The following is a 15,011-nucleotide window of genomic DNA, read 5'->3' on the forward strand; positions in this document are numbered from 1 at the left end:
CGGAGCCCCGCGATCGTCTCAGGCGGCCAGGGCGGCGGAGCCCGGCAGCACCGTCGGCGCGCAGTCGCAACTGTCGCTGCACGCGAGGAAGGTGTGCACGGCGTGGCCGCACGCGGGGCACGGCAGGTCGTGGCTGAGGTGCTGGTGCTGGGTGCTCGGGGTGGTGGTCCACATGGCCGCGTCTCCTTCGTGATCGGTGCCTGCTTCTACAAGGACGACGAAGCCGGGCGTACGGATACGACACGGTGGACGCGGGAACCTTGCGGAAATCCCGGAAGCCGGTCAGGCGACGGCGAAGGCGGCGGACCCGGGCATCACGGTCGGGGCGCAGGCGCAGGTGTCGCTGCACGCGAGGAAGGGGTGCGCCGCGTGCCCGCAGGCGAGGCAGGGCAGGTCGTGGCTGAGGTGCTCGGCGCGGTCCATGGTGGCCCCTCCTCTCGGCTCGTTCGGCGCGGTGCTGCGACGGTCCGACCAGGATGACCCGATCGCGACTCCCGACTCATCGGCCGTTCGGGCCCGAACCGGGATGGTCCGGACGGACCAGGGTGTGACCCGACCGGGCCAAGGGCTCAGCGGCCGCGGGGGCCGTAGACCGCGTCGGCCTTCTTGAACGCGGCCTCGCGGGCCGCCTTCGTGTTGCGCGCGGCGAGGAGGTAGGCCTGCTCGATCCGCTCGCGAGCGAAGGTACGACGGGGGGAGGACGTCCACGTGTCGTTGAAGAGGCGCTTGGCGGCGGCGAGGGCGTCGGGCGAGCGACGGGAGAGCTCCTCAGCCAGGCGGAGGGCACCGGAGACCGGGTCGTTGTCGAGCCGGGTGACGAGGCCGAGCTCGTGGGCGCGGGAGCCGTCGACGACCTCGGCGGTCATGGTGAGGAGCTTGGCCTGGTCGATGCCGACGAGCTCCTTGAGGGCCTGGACGCCGGACATGTCGGGGATCAGGCCCCACTTGCCCTCGAGCACCGACCAGCGCGAGTCGGGGGTGGCGATCCGAAAGTCCGCGGCGAGCGCGATCTGGAGGCCGCCGCCGAGGCAGTGCCCGTGGACCGCCGCGATCACGGGGACCGGAATCCGCCGGAAGGCCCACGGGGCCTCCTGGAAGGTGTTGGTGCCTCGCAGCGGCCGGGGGACGAACGCCTTGGCGATCCCCGCCGGGTTGCGCATCACCGACGCGAAGTCGAGGCCGGCGCAGAACGCGTCCCCCTCGCCGCTGACGACGACCGCGCGCAGCGTCTTGTCGCGCCGCAGGTCGTGTGCCGTCGTGACGAGGTCCTCGAGGATGTCGAGCGTCAGCGCGTTGAGCTTGTCGGGACGGTCCAGCCGGACGTGGGCGATGCCGTCGGTGAGGGTGCAGCTGACCTGGCCGTCGCGGGTGCTCATGGCCCCGATGCTACCCGCAGGTAACATCGGGGTCGAGTGGGTGTCGGCCGGGGCCGGGGGCACGGCTTCATCACGTTATGTAGCCGAAGCGTCGCTTCTGTAGCGGGGCACCGCTACAGAAGCACCGGCTCACCTACATACCGTGATGAAACAGAGGCCCCCGCCAGGGATCGGGCGGCTCAGGGGCGACCGTGTCGCGGCACGGAGCGTGCGTTGAAGAGCGTCCCGCCGACGACCTCGCGGGCGTAGGGATCGCGGTAGATGTCGGGTAGCACACCGCTGACGAGATGCCCCAGCTCCTGGTGTCGCCGGGTGCGTGCGTCCGGCCGGTAGACCCGCGAGCGCAGCGCGGACTCCAGCTCGATCGCGAGGGCCGCTTCGTCGATGGTCGTCAGGACACCGTCGTCCATGACGACCTGTCCGTTGATCAGCACGGTGCGCAGGTCGTGGCGCTGGGCGCGGTCGATCAGGATGTCGAGGAACGGAGTCGTGTCGTAGCGGCCAGCGGGCGCGGTGATGCGGGTGCGGTCGAGGACGAGCAGGTCGGCGAGCAGCCCGGGTGCGAGGCGCCCGATCCGATCGTCGTGGCGGACGGCGCGCGCGCCGTTCTCCCCGGCGGTCCGCAGCAGCCGCTCGCTGTCGGCGCGGACGTGTTCGAAGTCGCGCGGATCCCGATACAGGTACGACGCCAGGCGCAGCTCGGCGAACATGTCCTCGTCGTCGTTGAAGGAGATGCCGTCGGTGCCGAAGGCGACCCGGCCGCCGGTCGCCATGATGTCGCGGGTGCGCGCGATGCCCGCTGACAGCCGCAGGTTCGACCCGGGGTTGTTCGACGCCACCGCCCCGCTGTCGGCGAAGATCCGCAGCTCCTCGTCGGTGACCCACACGAAGTGGGCGCAGACCATGTCGGGGCCGAGCACGCCGAGGCGGTGGAGGCGCTCGACGGCCGACATCCCGTAGCGGTCGTGGCTGAAGTGCATCTCGGCCCGGGTCTCCAGGACGTGCGAGGTGATGCCCGTGTCGTACTCGTCGGCCAGCCGGCGGCAGCGCAGGTAGAGCTCGTCGGAGCAGGCCGGCGTCCAGTCGGGGGCCAGCACGGTGCGGATCCGGCCGTCGTACCCGTCCCAGGCGCGGGCCAGGTGCTCGTAGGTGCCGAGGACCTCGTCGAGCGGCCAGGCGTAGCCCATGGGGGAGGCCCGCACCTCGGCCGCGAGCTCGGGAGGGAGTCGCTCGAGGAAGCACTCGTCGGCCTCGTGCGCGTAGATGTGCTGATCGCGTGCCACCAGCCCGAAGGCCACCCGGAAGCCACTGTCGGCGTAGGCCTGTAGCACCGGCTCGGTGCCGAACCGCGGCAGGGACGGGCGGCCGTAGTACATGTCGACCGCCGCGGTCTGTCCGCCTCGGATCATCGCGGCGATGGAGTGCTGGGCGATGAGGTAGAGGTCGCGTTCCAGGGCTGGGCCGTAGCCGCCGTGCACGTGCACGTTCGCCTGCTCGAAGACGTACTGGTAGTGCCCGGGGCCCACGGAGAGCTCGGAGTGGAAGTGCCCGTTGACCAGGCCCGGCATCACGACATGGTCGGGGCCGCCGATGATCCGGTCGAACGGCCCGCGGGCGGCCAGGTCCGCGCGGGGCCCGACGGCCTCGATGGTGGTGCCCGTGACGATGACCGCCCCGTCCTCGATGGTCGCGGTCCGGTCGAGCGACACGACCGGATCGCCCAGGACGAGAGTGCGAAGAGCAGGCATATCGCATATCTGATGCGATTTCGGCGAGCACGTCAACCCTCGTGGCGAGGCCGTTGACCTGATGTGGCGCCGCGGCTACTGTCATCTTATATCTGATATGCGAAAGGTGATGAGATGACCGCACAGGCGCTCGACGCCGGTTTCAGTGAGTCCGCCCGACGCGCGGTGGTGCAGGTGTGGGACGCGCTGCCGGAGCACCCGTTCGTGCGGGGGATGGCGGACGGCTCGCTCCCGCCGCGGGTCTATCGGCACTACGTCACCCAGAACCTCCTGTATCTGCCGCACTACGCGCGCGCGATCGCGATGGCTGTCGCGAAGGCGCGCGACGACGACGAGCTCCGCCGCTACGCCGACGCCCTCGCCAATATCGTCGACGTCGAGATCCCGCAGAACCGACGGCTGTTGGACCGGGTCCGCGAGCTGTGCGACGACCAGGAGGAGACGCAGGTCGTGATGGCGGCCGGGACCCGCAACTACACCTCGTATCTGCTCGGCGTCGCGGGGCGCTGCGACGTCGTGGCGATCGGCGCGGCGATCCTGCCGTGCGCGTGGAGCTACGGCGAGATCGCGCGGCGGCACGCCGCCCGGGTGGTTGAGCACCCGGTCTATGCCGAGTGGTTCCGCTTCTTCGCCACGGCGGAGTACGCCGCGCTGGTGGCCGGGATGCGGGAGCGCTTGGATGCCGACGTGGCGCCGCTGCCGCCGGCCGAGGTGGACCGGCTGACCCGCATCTTCGCCGATGCGACCCGGCTCGAGAGCGAGTTCTGGGACATGGCGATGGACGCGGCGCGCCTTCCCGTGATTTCGGGCTAGTCAACCCGCAGGTCCACCTCTATGCTGCTGTGGACATCATATGTCAGATCTCACATCCGAACCTTGGAGTGACATGCGCTCACAAACCGGGAGCCAGCTCCCCTCCGCACAGAGCCGCTCGGGCGACGGCGTCGATCTCATCAATGTCGTGAAACGGTTCGGGGAGACCGTTGCCGTCTCCGGAGCCGACCTCTCCCTGCCTCGCCACGGTCGCATGTCGATCATCGGCCCCAGTGGATGCGGGAAGTCGACGATCCTGTCGATGATCTCGGGTCTGCTCGACCCGACCGAGGGAGTCGTCCGGGTCGAGGGTGCGACGACGATGAAGGAGCGGCTCGCGCGGTGCGCGTGGATGCCGCAGCGCGACCTCCTCCTGCCCTGGCGCGATGTCGCGGGCAATGCCGCCCTGGCGCTGGAGAACCACGGGATCTCCAAGAAGGAGTCCCGCGAGCGGGTGCTCGAGCTGATCGACCGGTTCGGCCTGTCCGGCTTCGAACGGAAGTTCCCGCACCAGCTCTCGGGCGGCATGCGGCAGCGGGTTTCCTTCCTGCGGACCATGGCGGCGGGCAAGGACGTGCTCCTGTTCGACGAGCCGTTCGGTGCACTCGACTCCATCACCCGTGCGGACCTCCAGCAATGGCTGCGCCGCACCCTCGAGGAGGCGCCGCGTACGACGGTGCTGGTGACGCACGACGTCGAGGAGGCACTGCTGCTGGGCGACACCGTCGTCGTGATGAGCGCGCGGCCGGGCCGCATCGTGCAGACCGTCGACGTGGAGCTCCCGCAGACGGAGAACCGACGCGAGCTGATCCGCCACCCGGCCTTCGCCGAGCTGCGCGACGAGCTCCTGTCCCTGCTGGAGGTGGCCGAATGACGCTCGCCGAGACCGTCCGGTCGTCCCGGACCAAGGCGCCGACGCCCGGCGATCGGCAGGCCAGACGTCAGCGGCGGCTGGCCGCGGTCGTGAAGCGGATCCTCCCGCCGACCGGGATCCTCCTGGTCGTGGGGGTCCTCTGGCAGGTGGCCAGCGACTCCTTCGGCGTCCCGAAGTACATCCTGCCCTCGCTGAGCGACATCTGGACCTCGGCCAGCGAGCGCTGGTCCGACACCTTCTCCAGCGCGACGTGGGTGACCCTGCAGGAGGTGCTGATCGGCTTCGCCTTCGCGATCGCCGTGGGTGTCGTCATCGCGCTGGCGCTGCACCTGTCCGCTACGTTGCGGACCGCCTTCATGCCGCTGCTCATCGGCTCGCAGGCCGTGCCGATCGTCGTCATCGCGCCGGTCCTGGCCATCATCTTCGGCTACACCTTGATGCCGAAGGTGATCGTGGTGGCGTTGATCTGCTTCTTCTCGATCGTGGTCAACACCATGCACGGCCTCTCGTCCGTCGACCCCGAGCTCATCAAGGTGATGCGCACCCTCGACGCGAGCCGGTGGGCGATCCTGCGGCGGGTCGAGATCCCCGCGGCGCTCCCGTCGTTCTTCACCGGACTGCGGATCTCGGCGACCTATGCCTCCGTGGGCGCGGTCTTCGGTGAGTTCGCCGGGTCCTTGGACGGGCTGGGCTACGTGATGATCCAGGCGACGTCGCAACTGCAGACGGACATGGTGTTCGTGGCGATCTTCATCCTCACGTTCATGTCCATCTCACTCTTCTTGGCCGTATCGATCGTCGAACGGCTCGTGTGCCCTTGGGCAAGAAAGGAAGATCGCCGATGAGCAATCTCAGCGTCCGCCGGAGGGCGACTCTTCTCGGGACCAGTCTGCTGCTCGCTGCCGGCATCATGACGGCGTGCGGCGACGACGGCGCCGGCTCGGGTGCCGACGGCAAGGTGAGCGTGCTGTTGGAGTGGTTCCCCAATCCCGACCACATCTCGCTCTACACCGCCCAGGACATCGGAGCCTTCGAGGACGAGGACCTGACGGTCAAGTTCCAGCCGCCGTCCAACAACACCGACTCCCTGAAGATGGTCAGCCTGGGGCAGATGCCGCTGGCGATCTCCTATGCCAACGCGGTGATCAACGCCGAGGCGCAGGGGCTCGACGTCGTGGCCGTAGCGGCCCTGATCCCGACCACCCTCAACTCCCTGATCCTCAACCGCACCGACGACGTGCAGGAGATCGCGGACCTCAAGGGCAAGCCGATCGGCTCCTCGGGCGACCCGGTCTCGGAGGCCATGTGGGCGTACGCGCTCAAGGAGAACGGGTTCACCGACAAGGACATCAAGTTCGTCGCGATCAACCAGGGCTACTCGCCGGCGATGATCTCCGGCCAGGTCAGCGCGATCATCGGCGCCTACCCCAACATCGAGAGCGTGGAGCTCAAGGAGAACGGACTCGACCCCGTCTCCTACGCGGTGGGCGACGTCGGCGTCCCGAAGTACGACGAGCTCGTGCTCATCGCCAATCGGTCCAAGCTGGCCAAGGACGAGGACTACCAGGACGTCGTCAAGCGGTTCCTGGCCGGAGTGGCCGAGGGCGCTGCTCGTGCGCAGGAGGACCCCGAGGCGGCACTCGAAGCGATCAAGCCGGTGGCCAAGGGCTACAGCGAGGAGAGCCTGCGCGACATGGTCGACCTGACCGCGCCCCTGCTGGAGAACCCCGACGGCTTCGGGCAGATGGACGTCGCCGAGTGGCAGGCGCTGGCCGACTGGCTGCTCGCGAACGGACAGCTGGACAAGGAGGTCGACGCGGCCGATGTCGTGAACACCGACTTCCTGCCGGCCGGCGGTGCCGCGCAATGACGGTCCAGGTCGCCCAGCGTCGGCGCGAGGGCTGGACGGGTGAGCTGTGGGAGGCGATCGAGCCCACCCATCTGCGCATCCTCGAGCACCCGTTCATCACCGGCCTCACGACCGGTGAGCTGGCGCCCGAGGCGTTCCTCCGCTTCCTGGCCCAGGACACCTACTACGTCAACGAGTACGCCCGCTCGCTCGCGGCCCTCAGCGCGACCGCGCCCACGATGGCGCTGACCCGCTCGCTGCTCGAGCACGCGTCCGGTGCGGTCGCGGCCGAGTCGACCCTGCACGCGGAGCTGGTCTCCCTGCTGGGTGCGCCGGCCGACCTCCTCGCGCGGGTGGAGCCCAGTCCCACCGCTGCGGCGTACGTCGACTTCGTGACCGCGCGGGTGCACACGGGTTCGTTCTTCGAGGGGCTGGCGGCCGTGCTGCCGTGCATGTGGGTCTATGCCGAGGTGGGCGTGCACCTCGTGGCGCGGGGGTCCTCGCATCCGGCGTACCAGCGCTGGATCGACAACTACGCGGGCTCCGGCTACCTCGACGAGGTCGACCGGATCCTCGACGACGTCGACGTCCTGGCGCAGGTGACCGGCGGTCAGGAGCGGGCGCGGGCCGGCGAGATCGCGCTCACGGCGACGCGCTACGAGTGGATGTTCTGGGACGCGGCCTATGCCGGGGAGCAGTGGCCGGCACTCGTCTGATCCCGCGGCGGAGGCCGGCCGCGCGCCGTCCTCCGCCGCGGTACGCGAGCCCGGGGGCGTGGCGCGACAGGTGCTGTGCGGGAGGACGCGCGATATCGGGTGCGCGGTGCCTGGTGCAGTAGTCTCGCTCCACCACATCGACATCACTCGAGGGAGTCACATGGGCGTGGACGACCAGGGTCGACTGGAGCACATGCAGCTGAAGGATCGCGTCTACCACCACCTGCGCGACGGGATCATCGACGGCACCTACGACGTCGGCGCGGCGCTGCGCGAGGTCGAGATCGCGTCGCGGCTCGGCGTCAGCAAGACCCCCGTCCGTGAGGCCTTCGTCCGTCTCGAGAAGGACCGTCTGGTCGAGCTGATCCCCTACCGTGGCGCGGTGGTCGCCGGCTACACCGCCGCCGACCTCGAGGAGATCTCCCAGGTCCGCCAGCTCGTCGAGGGCGCGTGCGCGCGGTCCGCAGCTCGGCATGCGACCGAGCAGGACGTCGCCGAGATCGAGCGCAACGTCGAGCAGTCCCGCGAAGCCCTGGGCAAGGGCCGGGTGGACCGGGTCGCGCAGCTCCTCGACGCCTTCGACCAGCTGATGTACCGCCACTCCCGCAACAAGTGGCTCGACGAGCTCGTGGAGAACCTGGAGGGCCACCAGCGCCGGATCGGGCGGCTGACGGTCGACATCCCCGGCCGGCTCGAGAAGTCGGTCGACCAGCACCAGCGGATCCTCGACGCGATCCGCAACCGTGACGAGCGTCGGGCCGAGCGCGCGATGCAGTCCCACATCGCCAGCGTCATGGACGACCGGCTGAAGGCGTTCGTCCGGGCCTCCTGACCGCGCCCTCCTCTCGCCGCCTGGCGTACGTCGCCGGGGCCGGCGACGTACGCCATGGGCGCCACCGCCGCCGCGTCGCGCCGTCCGGCTGACCTCACTGATCTCGTCCGGGCCATTGTCGCCTCGTCGTCGACGGGCTACGATTTCAGATCTCACATGCAAAACATGATCTGACTTCCCGGCCCTGATCCGAAGGACCCGCCCCGTGATCATCGACGCCCACACCCACATCCTCGGCCTGGCCGCCGATCCCGAGTTCACCGCGAGGTACGGCCGCGAGGGCGCCCTGTGCATCTACCGCGCGCGGGGCGAGCTGCCCAGCCACCGGATGCCCACCGAGGCGGAGTACGGCGCCTGCGGGCTCGCCCACGACGGGTTCTTGGAGATCGGCCCGGAGGAGATGATCGCCGCGCATCCGGGATTCGACCGGATCGTCCTGCTGGCGATGTCACCGCAGTTCCTCGACGGCCGGCTGATCGGCACGGTCGACAACCTCGGTGTCACGTCGGTGGCGGGACCGCCGACGCCGGAGAAGTGCAACGACTACATCGCCGACCTGCAGGCCCAGCACCCGGACGTGTTCATCGGCTTCGGCTCGGTCAACCCCAACCATCGGGGGGTGAAGGCCGCTGTCGCCGAGCTCGAGAGGTCCGTGGTCGAGCTCGGCCTCCGGGGCCTCAAGCTGTACCCGATGTACCAGCACTGGTCACCGGCCGACCCGATCCTGTCCTTCCCGATCTTCGAGAAGGCGGCGGAGCTCGACATCCCGGTGCTGGTGCACCAGGCAGGCTCCACCCGGGTCGATGCGCGGATGGAGTTCGCCCGTCCGGCGCTCCTCGACGACGTCGGTCGCCACTTCCCCGACGTGCGCCTCCTCATCGCCCATTGCGGGACACCGTGGGTCGAGGAGGCCATGTTCATGTGCACGAAGCACCCGAACTTCTTCGCCGAGCTGAGCTACCACGTGTCCACCGTGACCTCCGAGGAGCTGTACCGGTGGCTGCTGCACCTGGAGCAGATGTTCGTGCCGCTGGAGAAGGTGGTCTTCGGGTCGGACTACCCGGGCTTCACCTACGACCCGGTGCTGCTGCGGGACAAGGTGCTGGGGGTCAACGAGGTCGCACGTCGGCTGGACATGCCGGAGATCGCGCAGGTCAAGCTCGACGGCATCGTCGGCGACAACTTCGCCCGGATCATGAGGCTGGTCGACTGAGATGGGCGACGGAGGCAGAGTGGCGCGGGCAGCGCGAGGAGAGGGCGAGCCGGAGATGGCCGAGTCGACCGCACGCTGGCTGCGGGCGTCCTGTCCGCAGGTCTGGGGCTCACTGCACGGGCATCCGTTCCTGCGGGACATGGCCACCGGGACGCTGAGCCTGGAGCGCTTCCGGTTCTACCTCGAGCAGGACACGATGTACCTGGTCGAGTACGCCAAGTGCATGGCCCTGGGTGCGGCGCGAGCCCGGTCGGTCGACGAGGTGGCCTGGCTCCGGGACTCCATGGACAACATCGTGGACAACGAGCTGCCGAAGAACCGGGAGCTGCTGCAACGGGTGATCGACCTCGGGGCGCGGGACCGCGGCGGCTCGAGGGGCATGGCGCCCACGACACTGGCCTACACCTCGTTCCTCACCTCGACGGCCTACCGCGGCGACGCCCTCGACGTGATGACGGTGATCATGCCGTGTGCGGTGAGCTATCGGGAGATCGCGCTGGAGCTCGTCGACCAGATCGCTCCCGACTCGCTCTACACCGGTTGGATGGAGTTCTTCGTCGGCGACTTCTACGGCGCCCGGCTGGCCCGGATGCAGGCGAACCTCGACGAGCTCGCCGAGCGTGCCGGTCCGGGCCGGCGCGAGCTGTTGCGCGAGGAGTTCGCCACCGCCAGCCGGCTCGAGGTCGCGTTCTGGGACATGGCCTACGAGTGCCGCCAGTGGCCGGACCTCGCGGTGGCGCCGGACTGAGCCGGGTCCCCGCCCGCACCCACGACATACGACGACAGGAGCGCAGTCATGCCATGGTCCAACTGGTACGGAAACCAGACGTGCTCGCCGGCCGCGGTGCTGCGGCCCCGTGCCGAGGACGAGGTGGTCGCGGCCGTCGAGCGGGCCGTCCGGGACGGACAGGTGGTGCGGGCAGCCGGCTCCGGCCACTCCAATGTCGCGCTGGTGCCGACCGACGGTCAGGTCCTCGACCTGCGTGAGCTGACCGGCCTGGTCGACGTCGACCGGGAGGCGCGGCAGGTGCGGGTGCGCGCGGGCACCCGGATCCACGACCTGGGGCCGTTGCTGTGGGAGCACGGCCTGAGCCTGGCCAACCAGGGCGACATCGACGGACAGCAGATCGCGGGCGCGATCGCGACCGGCACGCACGGAACGGGTCGGCAGCTCGGGTCGTTGTCGAGCGCGGTCGTTGGGGCCCGCCTGGTGCGGGCCGACGGCAGCGTCGTATCCATCGACGCGTCGACACCGGAGTGGCTGCGTGCCGCGCGGACGTCGCTGGGCGCTCTCGGCGTCCTGACCGAGCTGACCCTCCAGGTCGCCGACGCCTACTGCCTGGCTGCCGAGCTCGAGCCCTGCACGTTCGCCGAGCTGGCCGACACCTGGCGCGAGCGCCTGGCGCGACACCGGCACTTCCTCTGCTACTGGTTCCCGAGCTCGGCGGCAGCGCGGGCCTGGTTCACCTTCGATCCGCCGCTGGGCGACGACACCGTGCTGATCAAGACGATGGACCAGGTGCCCGCGGACGCGGAAGCGGAAGAGACGCCGCGCCGGATCGACCGCGCGTACCGGGTCTTCGCCGACCCGTGCGAGCCGACCTTCCACGAGCTCGAGTTCATGGTCCCCCTCGAGCGGGCCGTCGACGCGCTCGGTGAGCTGCGCACGATGCTGCGCTCAGGCCACCCGGAGCACCCGTTGCCCCTGGAGGTGCGGTTCGTCGCGGCGGACGATGCCTACCTCAGCCCCTTCGCGGCGCGGGCGTCGTGTGCCATCTCCGTGTCCGGGGTGATGGGAGCGGACAACGCCGCGGTGTTCGCCGACTGCGAGCGGGTGTTCGCGCAGTTCGGCGGCCGACCGCACTGGGGCAAGTGGCATCCGTACGGCGCCGCCGACCTGTCCCGCCGCTACCCGGCGTGGGAGGACTTCCGCGCCGTCCGGGCCGCCTTCGACCCCGGCGGCACCTTCACCAACCCTTATCTCGAGCACCTGCTCGGGCCGATCGGATCCGGAGCCGCCCGATGACCATCGCACCCGCCCCCTTCGCCAACCTGGTCGACGGAAAGCAGATCGAGGCCGAGTCGGGAGCACGGCTCCCGGTCGTCGATCCCTCGACGGGGGAGGCCTTCACGACGGCGCCGGACTCGGGACGAGAGGACGTCGACCGTGCGGTCGCCGCGGCGACCCGGGCGGCTCGTACCTGGGGCGAGACGACGCCGGGCCACCGGTCGGGTGTGCTGCTCGCGCTGGCCGACGCCATCGCCGCGCAGCGCGACGCGTTCGTCGCCGATGACTCCCAGAACGCCGGGAAGCCGATCGGCACGGTGGGCGACGAGGTCGACGGCGGTCTCGACAGCCTGCGCTACTTCGCGGGTGCGGCGCGGGTCCTGGAGGGCAGGAGCGCCGGGGAGTACCTGCCCGGCGCGACCTCGCTGGTGCGCCGGGAGCCGGTCGGCGTGGTCGGCCAGATCGCCCCGTGGAACTACCCGCTGATGATGGCGCTGTGGAAGATCGGGCCGGCACTGGCGGCCGGGAACACCGTCGTGCTCAAGCCGGCTCCGCTGACCCCGGTGTCGACCCTGCGCCTGGCGGCCGTGGCGGCCGAGGTGCTCCCGCCCGGTGTGCTGAACGTGGTCGCCGGCGGCAACGATGTCGGTGCCGCGATCGTCGAGCATCCCGACGTCGCGATGGTCGCGCTGACCGGCTCGGTCGCGACCGGCCGCGCGATCGCCCGGGCGGCGGCGACCACCCTGAAGCGGGTACACCTCGAACTGGGCGGGAAGGCGCCGGTCGTGGTCTTCGACGACGCCGACGTCGCGGCGGCCGCAGCCGCCATCGTGGGCGGCGGCTTCTGGAACGCCGGACAGGACTGCACCGCCGCGACCCGGGTCCTGGTGACGCCGGCCCGCTACGACGAGCTGGTCGCGGAGGTCGTCCGCGGCGCCCGCGGCCTGGTCCTGGGCGACCCGGGCGACCCGGCGACGACCCTCGGTCCGCTCATCAGCGCGTCCCAGCGTGCGCGGGTCGCGGGTCTGGTCGAGGGGCGTGGGCCCGGGGTGGAGGTCCTGACCGGGGGCGTCGCCCCCGAGCGGCCGGGGTTCTACTTCGAGCCGACGGTCGTCACGGGAGCGAGCGACGCCGACGACCTGATCCAGCAGGAGATCTTCGGTCCGGTCGTGACGATCCAGCGGGTGGCCGACGAGCAGGAGGCGGTGCGCGCGGCGAACGCGACGCCGTACGGCCTGGTCGCGTCGGTCTGGACCCATGACGTCGGCCGGGCGATGCGGATGACGAAGGCGCTGAGGTTCGGGACCGTCTGGGTCAACGACCACTTCCCGGTCACCCCGGAGATGCCCTTCGGCGGCTGCAAGCAGTCGGGCTACGGCAAGGACCTGTCCAGCTATGCGCTGGAGGAGTACACCTTCGTCAAGCACGTCCTCCTCCGCCATGGCTGAGGCCCCGGCGGTGCCGGTCCTGCGGCGGATCCACCACGTCGCCTTCGCGGAGGAGGAGGGCGCCGCGCTGGTGGGACGCCTGCAGGAGCTGTTCGGCGTCGAGGTCGACAGCGAGGAGAGGGCGCCCGGCTTCGTCGAGCGGATGCTCCCGGTCGGCGACTGCCATCTGCAGGCTCTCGAGGCGACCGGCGACGGTGTCGTGCGCAGCTCGCTCGCACGTCGTGGCCCGGGACTGCACCACATCGCCTTCGAGGTCGACGACCTCGCGGCCGTGCTCCGCCATCTCGCTGACAACGGTGTCGAGCTGATCGACCCGTCCCCGCGGCGGGGCGGGGGCGGGCACTGGATCGCCTTCACGCACCCGCGCTCCTTCGGCGGGGTCCTGGTCGAGCTCGTGGAGACCTCCCCGCCCGCCCGGACCTGACCGCTCACCGCCCGGCGCGGGCCACCTCCTGGTCCCGCAGCACGTTGCGCCGGATCTTGCCGGTCTGGGTCTTCGGCAGGTCCGGCACGAGGTGCACGACCCGTGGGCACTTGTAGGCCGCGAGCCGGTCGCGGACGAACGCGACCAGCTCCTCCGGTGTCACGGACGCTCCGGCTTCGAGTGACACGTAGGCCATCACCACCTCCCCGCGGTAGTCGTCCGGGACGCCGACGACCGCCGCCTCGTGCACCGCCGGATGCAGGTAGAGGGTGTCCTCCACCTCCCGGGGCCAGACCTTGTAGCCCGAGGTGTTGATCTGGTCCTTGAGCCGGTCGACCAGATACACCCAGCCGTCGGCGTCGATGATCGCTCCGTCGCCGGTGTGCAGCCAGCCGCCGGGCAGAGCCGCCGCGGTCTCCTCCGGCTTGTGCCAGTACCCGGGCACGACCTGCGGGCCCCGGAGCACCAGCTCGCCCTGCTCGCCGGGGGACACCGGATGCCCCGAGGGGTCCACGACCTGCGCGTCGAGTCCCGGGAGCGGCACTCCGATCGACAGGGTTCCGCTGGCCTCGTCGATCGGAGCCTCCGCACCCAGGGGCACGGCGATGACGCCGGACGACGTCTCCGTCATGCCGTAGATGTTGTGGATGTAGACCCCGAAGCGCTCGCGGAACCGACCGATCGTCGCGGGCGGGATGGGTGCTCCGCCGCTGTACACCGACCTCAGCGAGGCGAAGTGCTCGCGGGACGCGTGCGGGAGCTGGGCGATGGCGTTGAAGGCGGTGATCGAGCCGATCGTGAAGGTGACCCGATGCTCCACGAAGGCGTCGATCGCCACCTCGGGGTCGAACCGCCCCGTCATCACGAGCAGAGCGTCGTGGAGCAGCGCGAGTGTCGCATTGATGACCGCTCCGGTGATGTGGAACAGCGGGGCCATGGCGAACACGGCGTCCCCGGGGCGGAGCTCGATCCAGCTGGCGTAGGTGCCGGCGACGGCGAGCAGGTTGGCATGGGTGTTCATGGCACCCTTCGGAGGGCCCGTGGTGCCGGACGTGTAGGTCAGCAGGGCGATGTCGCTGCCGGTCAGCCGCACCGGCAGGGGCCCGGTGTCGCGGAACTCCGCGATCAGCTCCTCGACGTCGTACTCCGCGGGCACGAGGCGGTGCGCGGCGTCCGCGAACACGCGGGGGTCGTTGCGGGACTGGAAGGCGAGGGCGCTGGTGCTGACCATCCACTCGACCGTGCTGCCGACCAGGGTCTCCGCGGCGTCGGGCACCTCGGCGTCGGCACACACGATGCCGACGGCCTCCGCGTCGTCGATCAGCCGGCGCAGCTCCTGCCCGCGGTACATCGGGTTCAGCACCAGGCCCACCGCGCCGAGCTTCCAGAGGGCGATGAGACACAGGGCGAACTGCGGGATGTTCTGCAGGTGGATCCCGACCCGGTCGCCGCGACGGGTGCCGAGGGAGTGGAAGCCGGCGGCCAGCGCGTCGGTGAGCTCATCGACCTCGCGTGCGGTCAGCACCGTGTCGAAGTAGGCGAGCGCCGGTGCGTCCGGCCGGCGATCGACCCGGGCGCGCCACGCGTCGACCAGGGAGCGGGCGGGGGTGAGCTCGGCCCGCTTGACCGCGTCGGTGTAGAGGGCGGTCCACCGCCTGTTCTCCATCGGGACCTCCTGGTATGGGACCGAGCCGGCGGTCGGTCCTCGCT

At 70.4% G+C, this 15,011-nt stretch carries 16 protein-coding genes; 11 read left to right on the forward strand and 5 right to left on the reverse strand.

Annotation, left to right across the window (positions count from 1 at the left end; translation table 11 throughout):
- Window positions 1-18: 18 nt before the first annotated feature.
- The 4 genes from RB608_RS05845 to RB608_RS05860 form a co-directional block, all read right to left on the reverse strand.
- The gene (locus tag RB608_RS05845) at window positions 19-174 is read right to left on the reverse strand and encodes a hypothetical protein (protein ID WP_308086871.1); all 156 of its coding nucleotides are present in this window, start codon (window positions 172-174) and stop codon (window positions 19-21) included.
- 108 nt (window positions 175-282) lie between these two features.
- Window positions 283-423 (reverse strand): hypothetical protein, encoded by a 141-nt coding sequence (locus RB608_RS05850; protein WP_308086872.1) that lies wholly within the window; start codon window positions 421-423, stop codon window positions 283-285.
- A gap of 146 nt (window positions 424-569) precedes the next feature.
- Window positions 570-1,376 carry a crotonase/enoyl-CoA hydratase family protein gene (locus RB608_RS05855; protein ID WP_308086873.1) on the reverse strand — a complete coding sequence of 269 codons (807 nt, stop codon included), beginning with the start codon at window positions 1,374-1,376 and terminating at the stop codon, window positions 570-572.
- A 179-nt stretch (window positions 1,377-1,555) separates the two neighbouring features.
- Entirely contained in the window at window positions 1,556-3,124 is a 1,569-nt protein-coding gene (locus RB608_RS05860) for an amidohydrolase family protein (protein WP_308086874.1), read from the reverse strand.
- Window positions 3,125-3,238: 114 nt separating this feature from the next.
- Between RB608_RS05860 and tenA (RB608_RS05865) the strand changes: the two genes are divergently transcribed.
- The 11 genes from tenA (RB608_RS05865) to RB608_RS05915 all read left to right on the forward strand — a co-directional run bounded on the left by tenA (RB608_RS05865) (window position 3,239) and on the right by RB608_RS05915 (window position 13,301).
- Window positions 3,239-3,937: a thiaminase II gene (tenA, locus tag RB608_RS05865; protein ID WP_308086875.1), complete on the forward strand. Its 699-nt coding sequence runs from the start codon at window positions 3,239-3,241 to the stop codon at window positions 3,935-3,937.
- A gap of 73 nt (window positions 3,938-4,010) precedes the next feature.
- The gene (locus RB608_RS05870; RefSeq protein WP_308086876.1) at window positions 4,011-4,811 is read left to right on the forward strand and encodes an ABC transporter ATP-binding protein; all 801 of its coding nucleotides are present in this window, start codon (window positions 4,011-4,013) and stop codon (window positions 4,809-4,811) included.
- Entirely contained in the window at window positions 4,808-5,656 is an 849-nt protein-coding gene (locus RB608_RS05875; RefSeq protein WP_308086877.1) for an ABC transporter permease, read from the forward strand. Before RB608_RS05870 ends, RB608_RS05875 begins: the two co-directional genes overlap by 4 nt.
- Window positions 5,653-6,681, forward strand: coding sequence for an ABC transporter substrate-binding protein (locus RB608_RS05880; RefSeq protein WP_308086878.1), 1,029 nt, complete (start codon window positions 5,653-5,655; stop codon window positions 6,679-6,681). Before RB608_RS05875 ends, RB608_RS05880 begins: the two co-directional genes overlap by 4 nt.
- Window positions 6,678-7,376, forward strand: coding sequence for a thiaminase II (gene tenA / locus RB608_RS05885; RefSeq protein ID WP_308086879.1), 699 nt, complete (start codon window positions 6,678-6,680; stop codon window positions 7,374-7,376). The genes RB608_RS05880 and tenA (RB608_RS05885) overlap by 4 nt, the downstream gene beginning before the upstream one ends.
- A gap of 193 nt (window positions 7,377-7,569) precedes the next feature.
- Window positions 7,570-8,208 carry a GntR family transcriptional regulator gene (locus RB608_RS05890; protein WP_308086880.1) on the forward strand — a complete coding sequence of 213 codons (639 nt, stop codon included), beginning with the start codon at window positions 7,570-7,572 and terminating at the stop codon, window positions 8,206-8,208.
- Between the two features lie 205 nt (window positions 8,209-8,413).
- On the forward strand, window positions 8,414-9,421 hold the full coding sequence (locus RB608_RS05895; RefSeq protein ID WP_308086881.1) for an amidohydrolase family protein: 1,008 nt from the start codon (window positions 8,414-8,416) through the stop codon (window positions 9,419-9,421).
- A gap of 55 nt (window positions 9,422-9,476) precedes the next feature.
- Window positions 9,477-10,169 carry a thiaminase II gene (gene tenA, locus RB608_RS05900; RefSeq protein WP_308086882.1) on the forward strand — a complete coding sequence of 231 codons (693 nt, stop codon included), beginning with the start codon at window positions 9,477-9,479 and terminating at the stop codon, window positions 10,167-10,169.
- A 48-nt stretch (window positions 10,170-10,217) separates the two neighbouring features.
- The gene (locus RB608_RS05905) at window positions 10,218-11,447 is read left to right on the forward strand and encodes a D-arabinono-1,4-lactone oxidase (RefSeq protein ID WP_308086883.1); all 1,230 of its coding nucleotides are present in this window, start codon (window positions 10,218-10,220) and stop codon (window positions 11,445-11,447) included.
- Complete coding sequence (locus tag RB608_RS05910) at window positions 11,444-12,877, forward strand: aminobutyraldehyde dehydrogenase (RefSeq protein WP_308086884.1); 1,434 nt, start codon at window positions 11,444-11,446, stop codon at window positions 12,875-12,877. The genes RB608_RS05905 and RB608_RS05910 overlap by 4 nt, the downstream gene beginning before the upstream one ends.
- The gene (locus tag RB608_RS05915; RefSeq protein WP_308086885.1) at window positions 12,870-13,301 is read left to right on the forward strand and encodes a VOC family protein; all 432 of its coding nucleotides are present in this window, start codon (window positions 12,870-12,872) and stop codon (window positions 13,299-13,301) included. The genes RB608_RS05910 and RB608_RS05915 overlap by 8 nt, the downstream gene beginning before the upstream one ends.
- A gap of 4 nt (window positions 13,302-13,305) precedes the next feature.
- On the opposite strand, the gene RB608_RS05920 is transcribed toward RB608_RS05915, so the two are convergent.
- Window positions 13,306-14,967 carry an AMP-binding protein gene (locus RB608_RS05920; protein WP_308086886.1) on the reverse strand — a complete coding sequence of 554 codons (1,662 nt, stop codon included), beginning with the start codon at window positions 14,965-14,967 and terminating at the stop codon, window positions 13,306-13,308.
- Window positions 14,968-15,011 lie beyond the last annotated feature (44 nt).

The sequence above is a fragment of the Nocardioides sp. LHD-245 genome (assembly GCF_030929495.1).
GTDB lineage: Bacteria > Actinomycetota > Actinomycetes > Propionibacteriales > Nocardioidaceae > Nocardioides.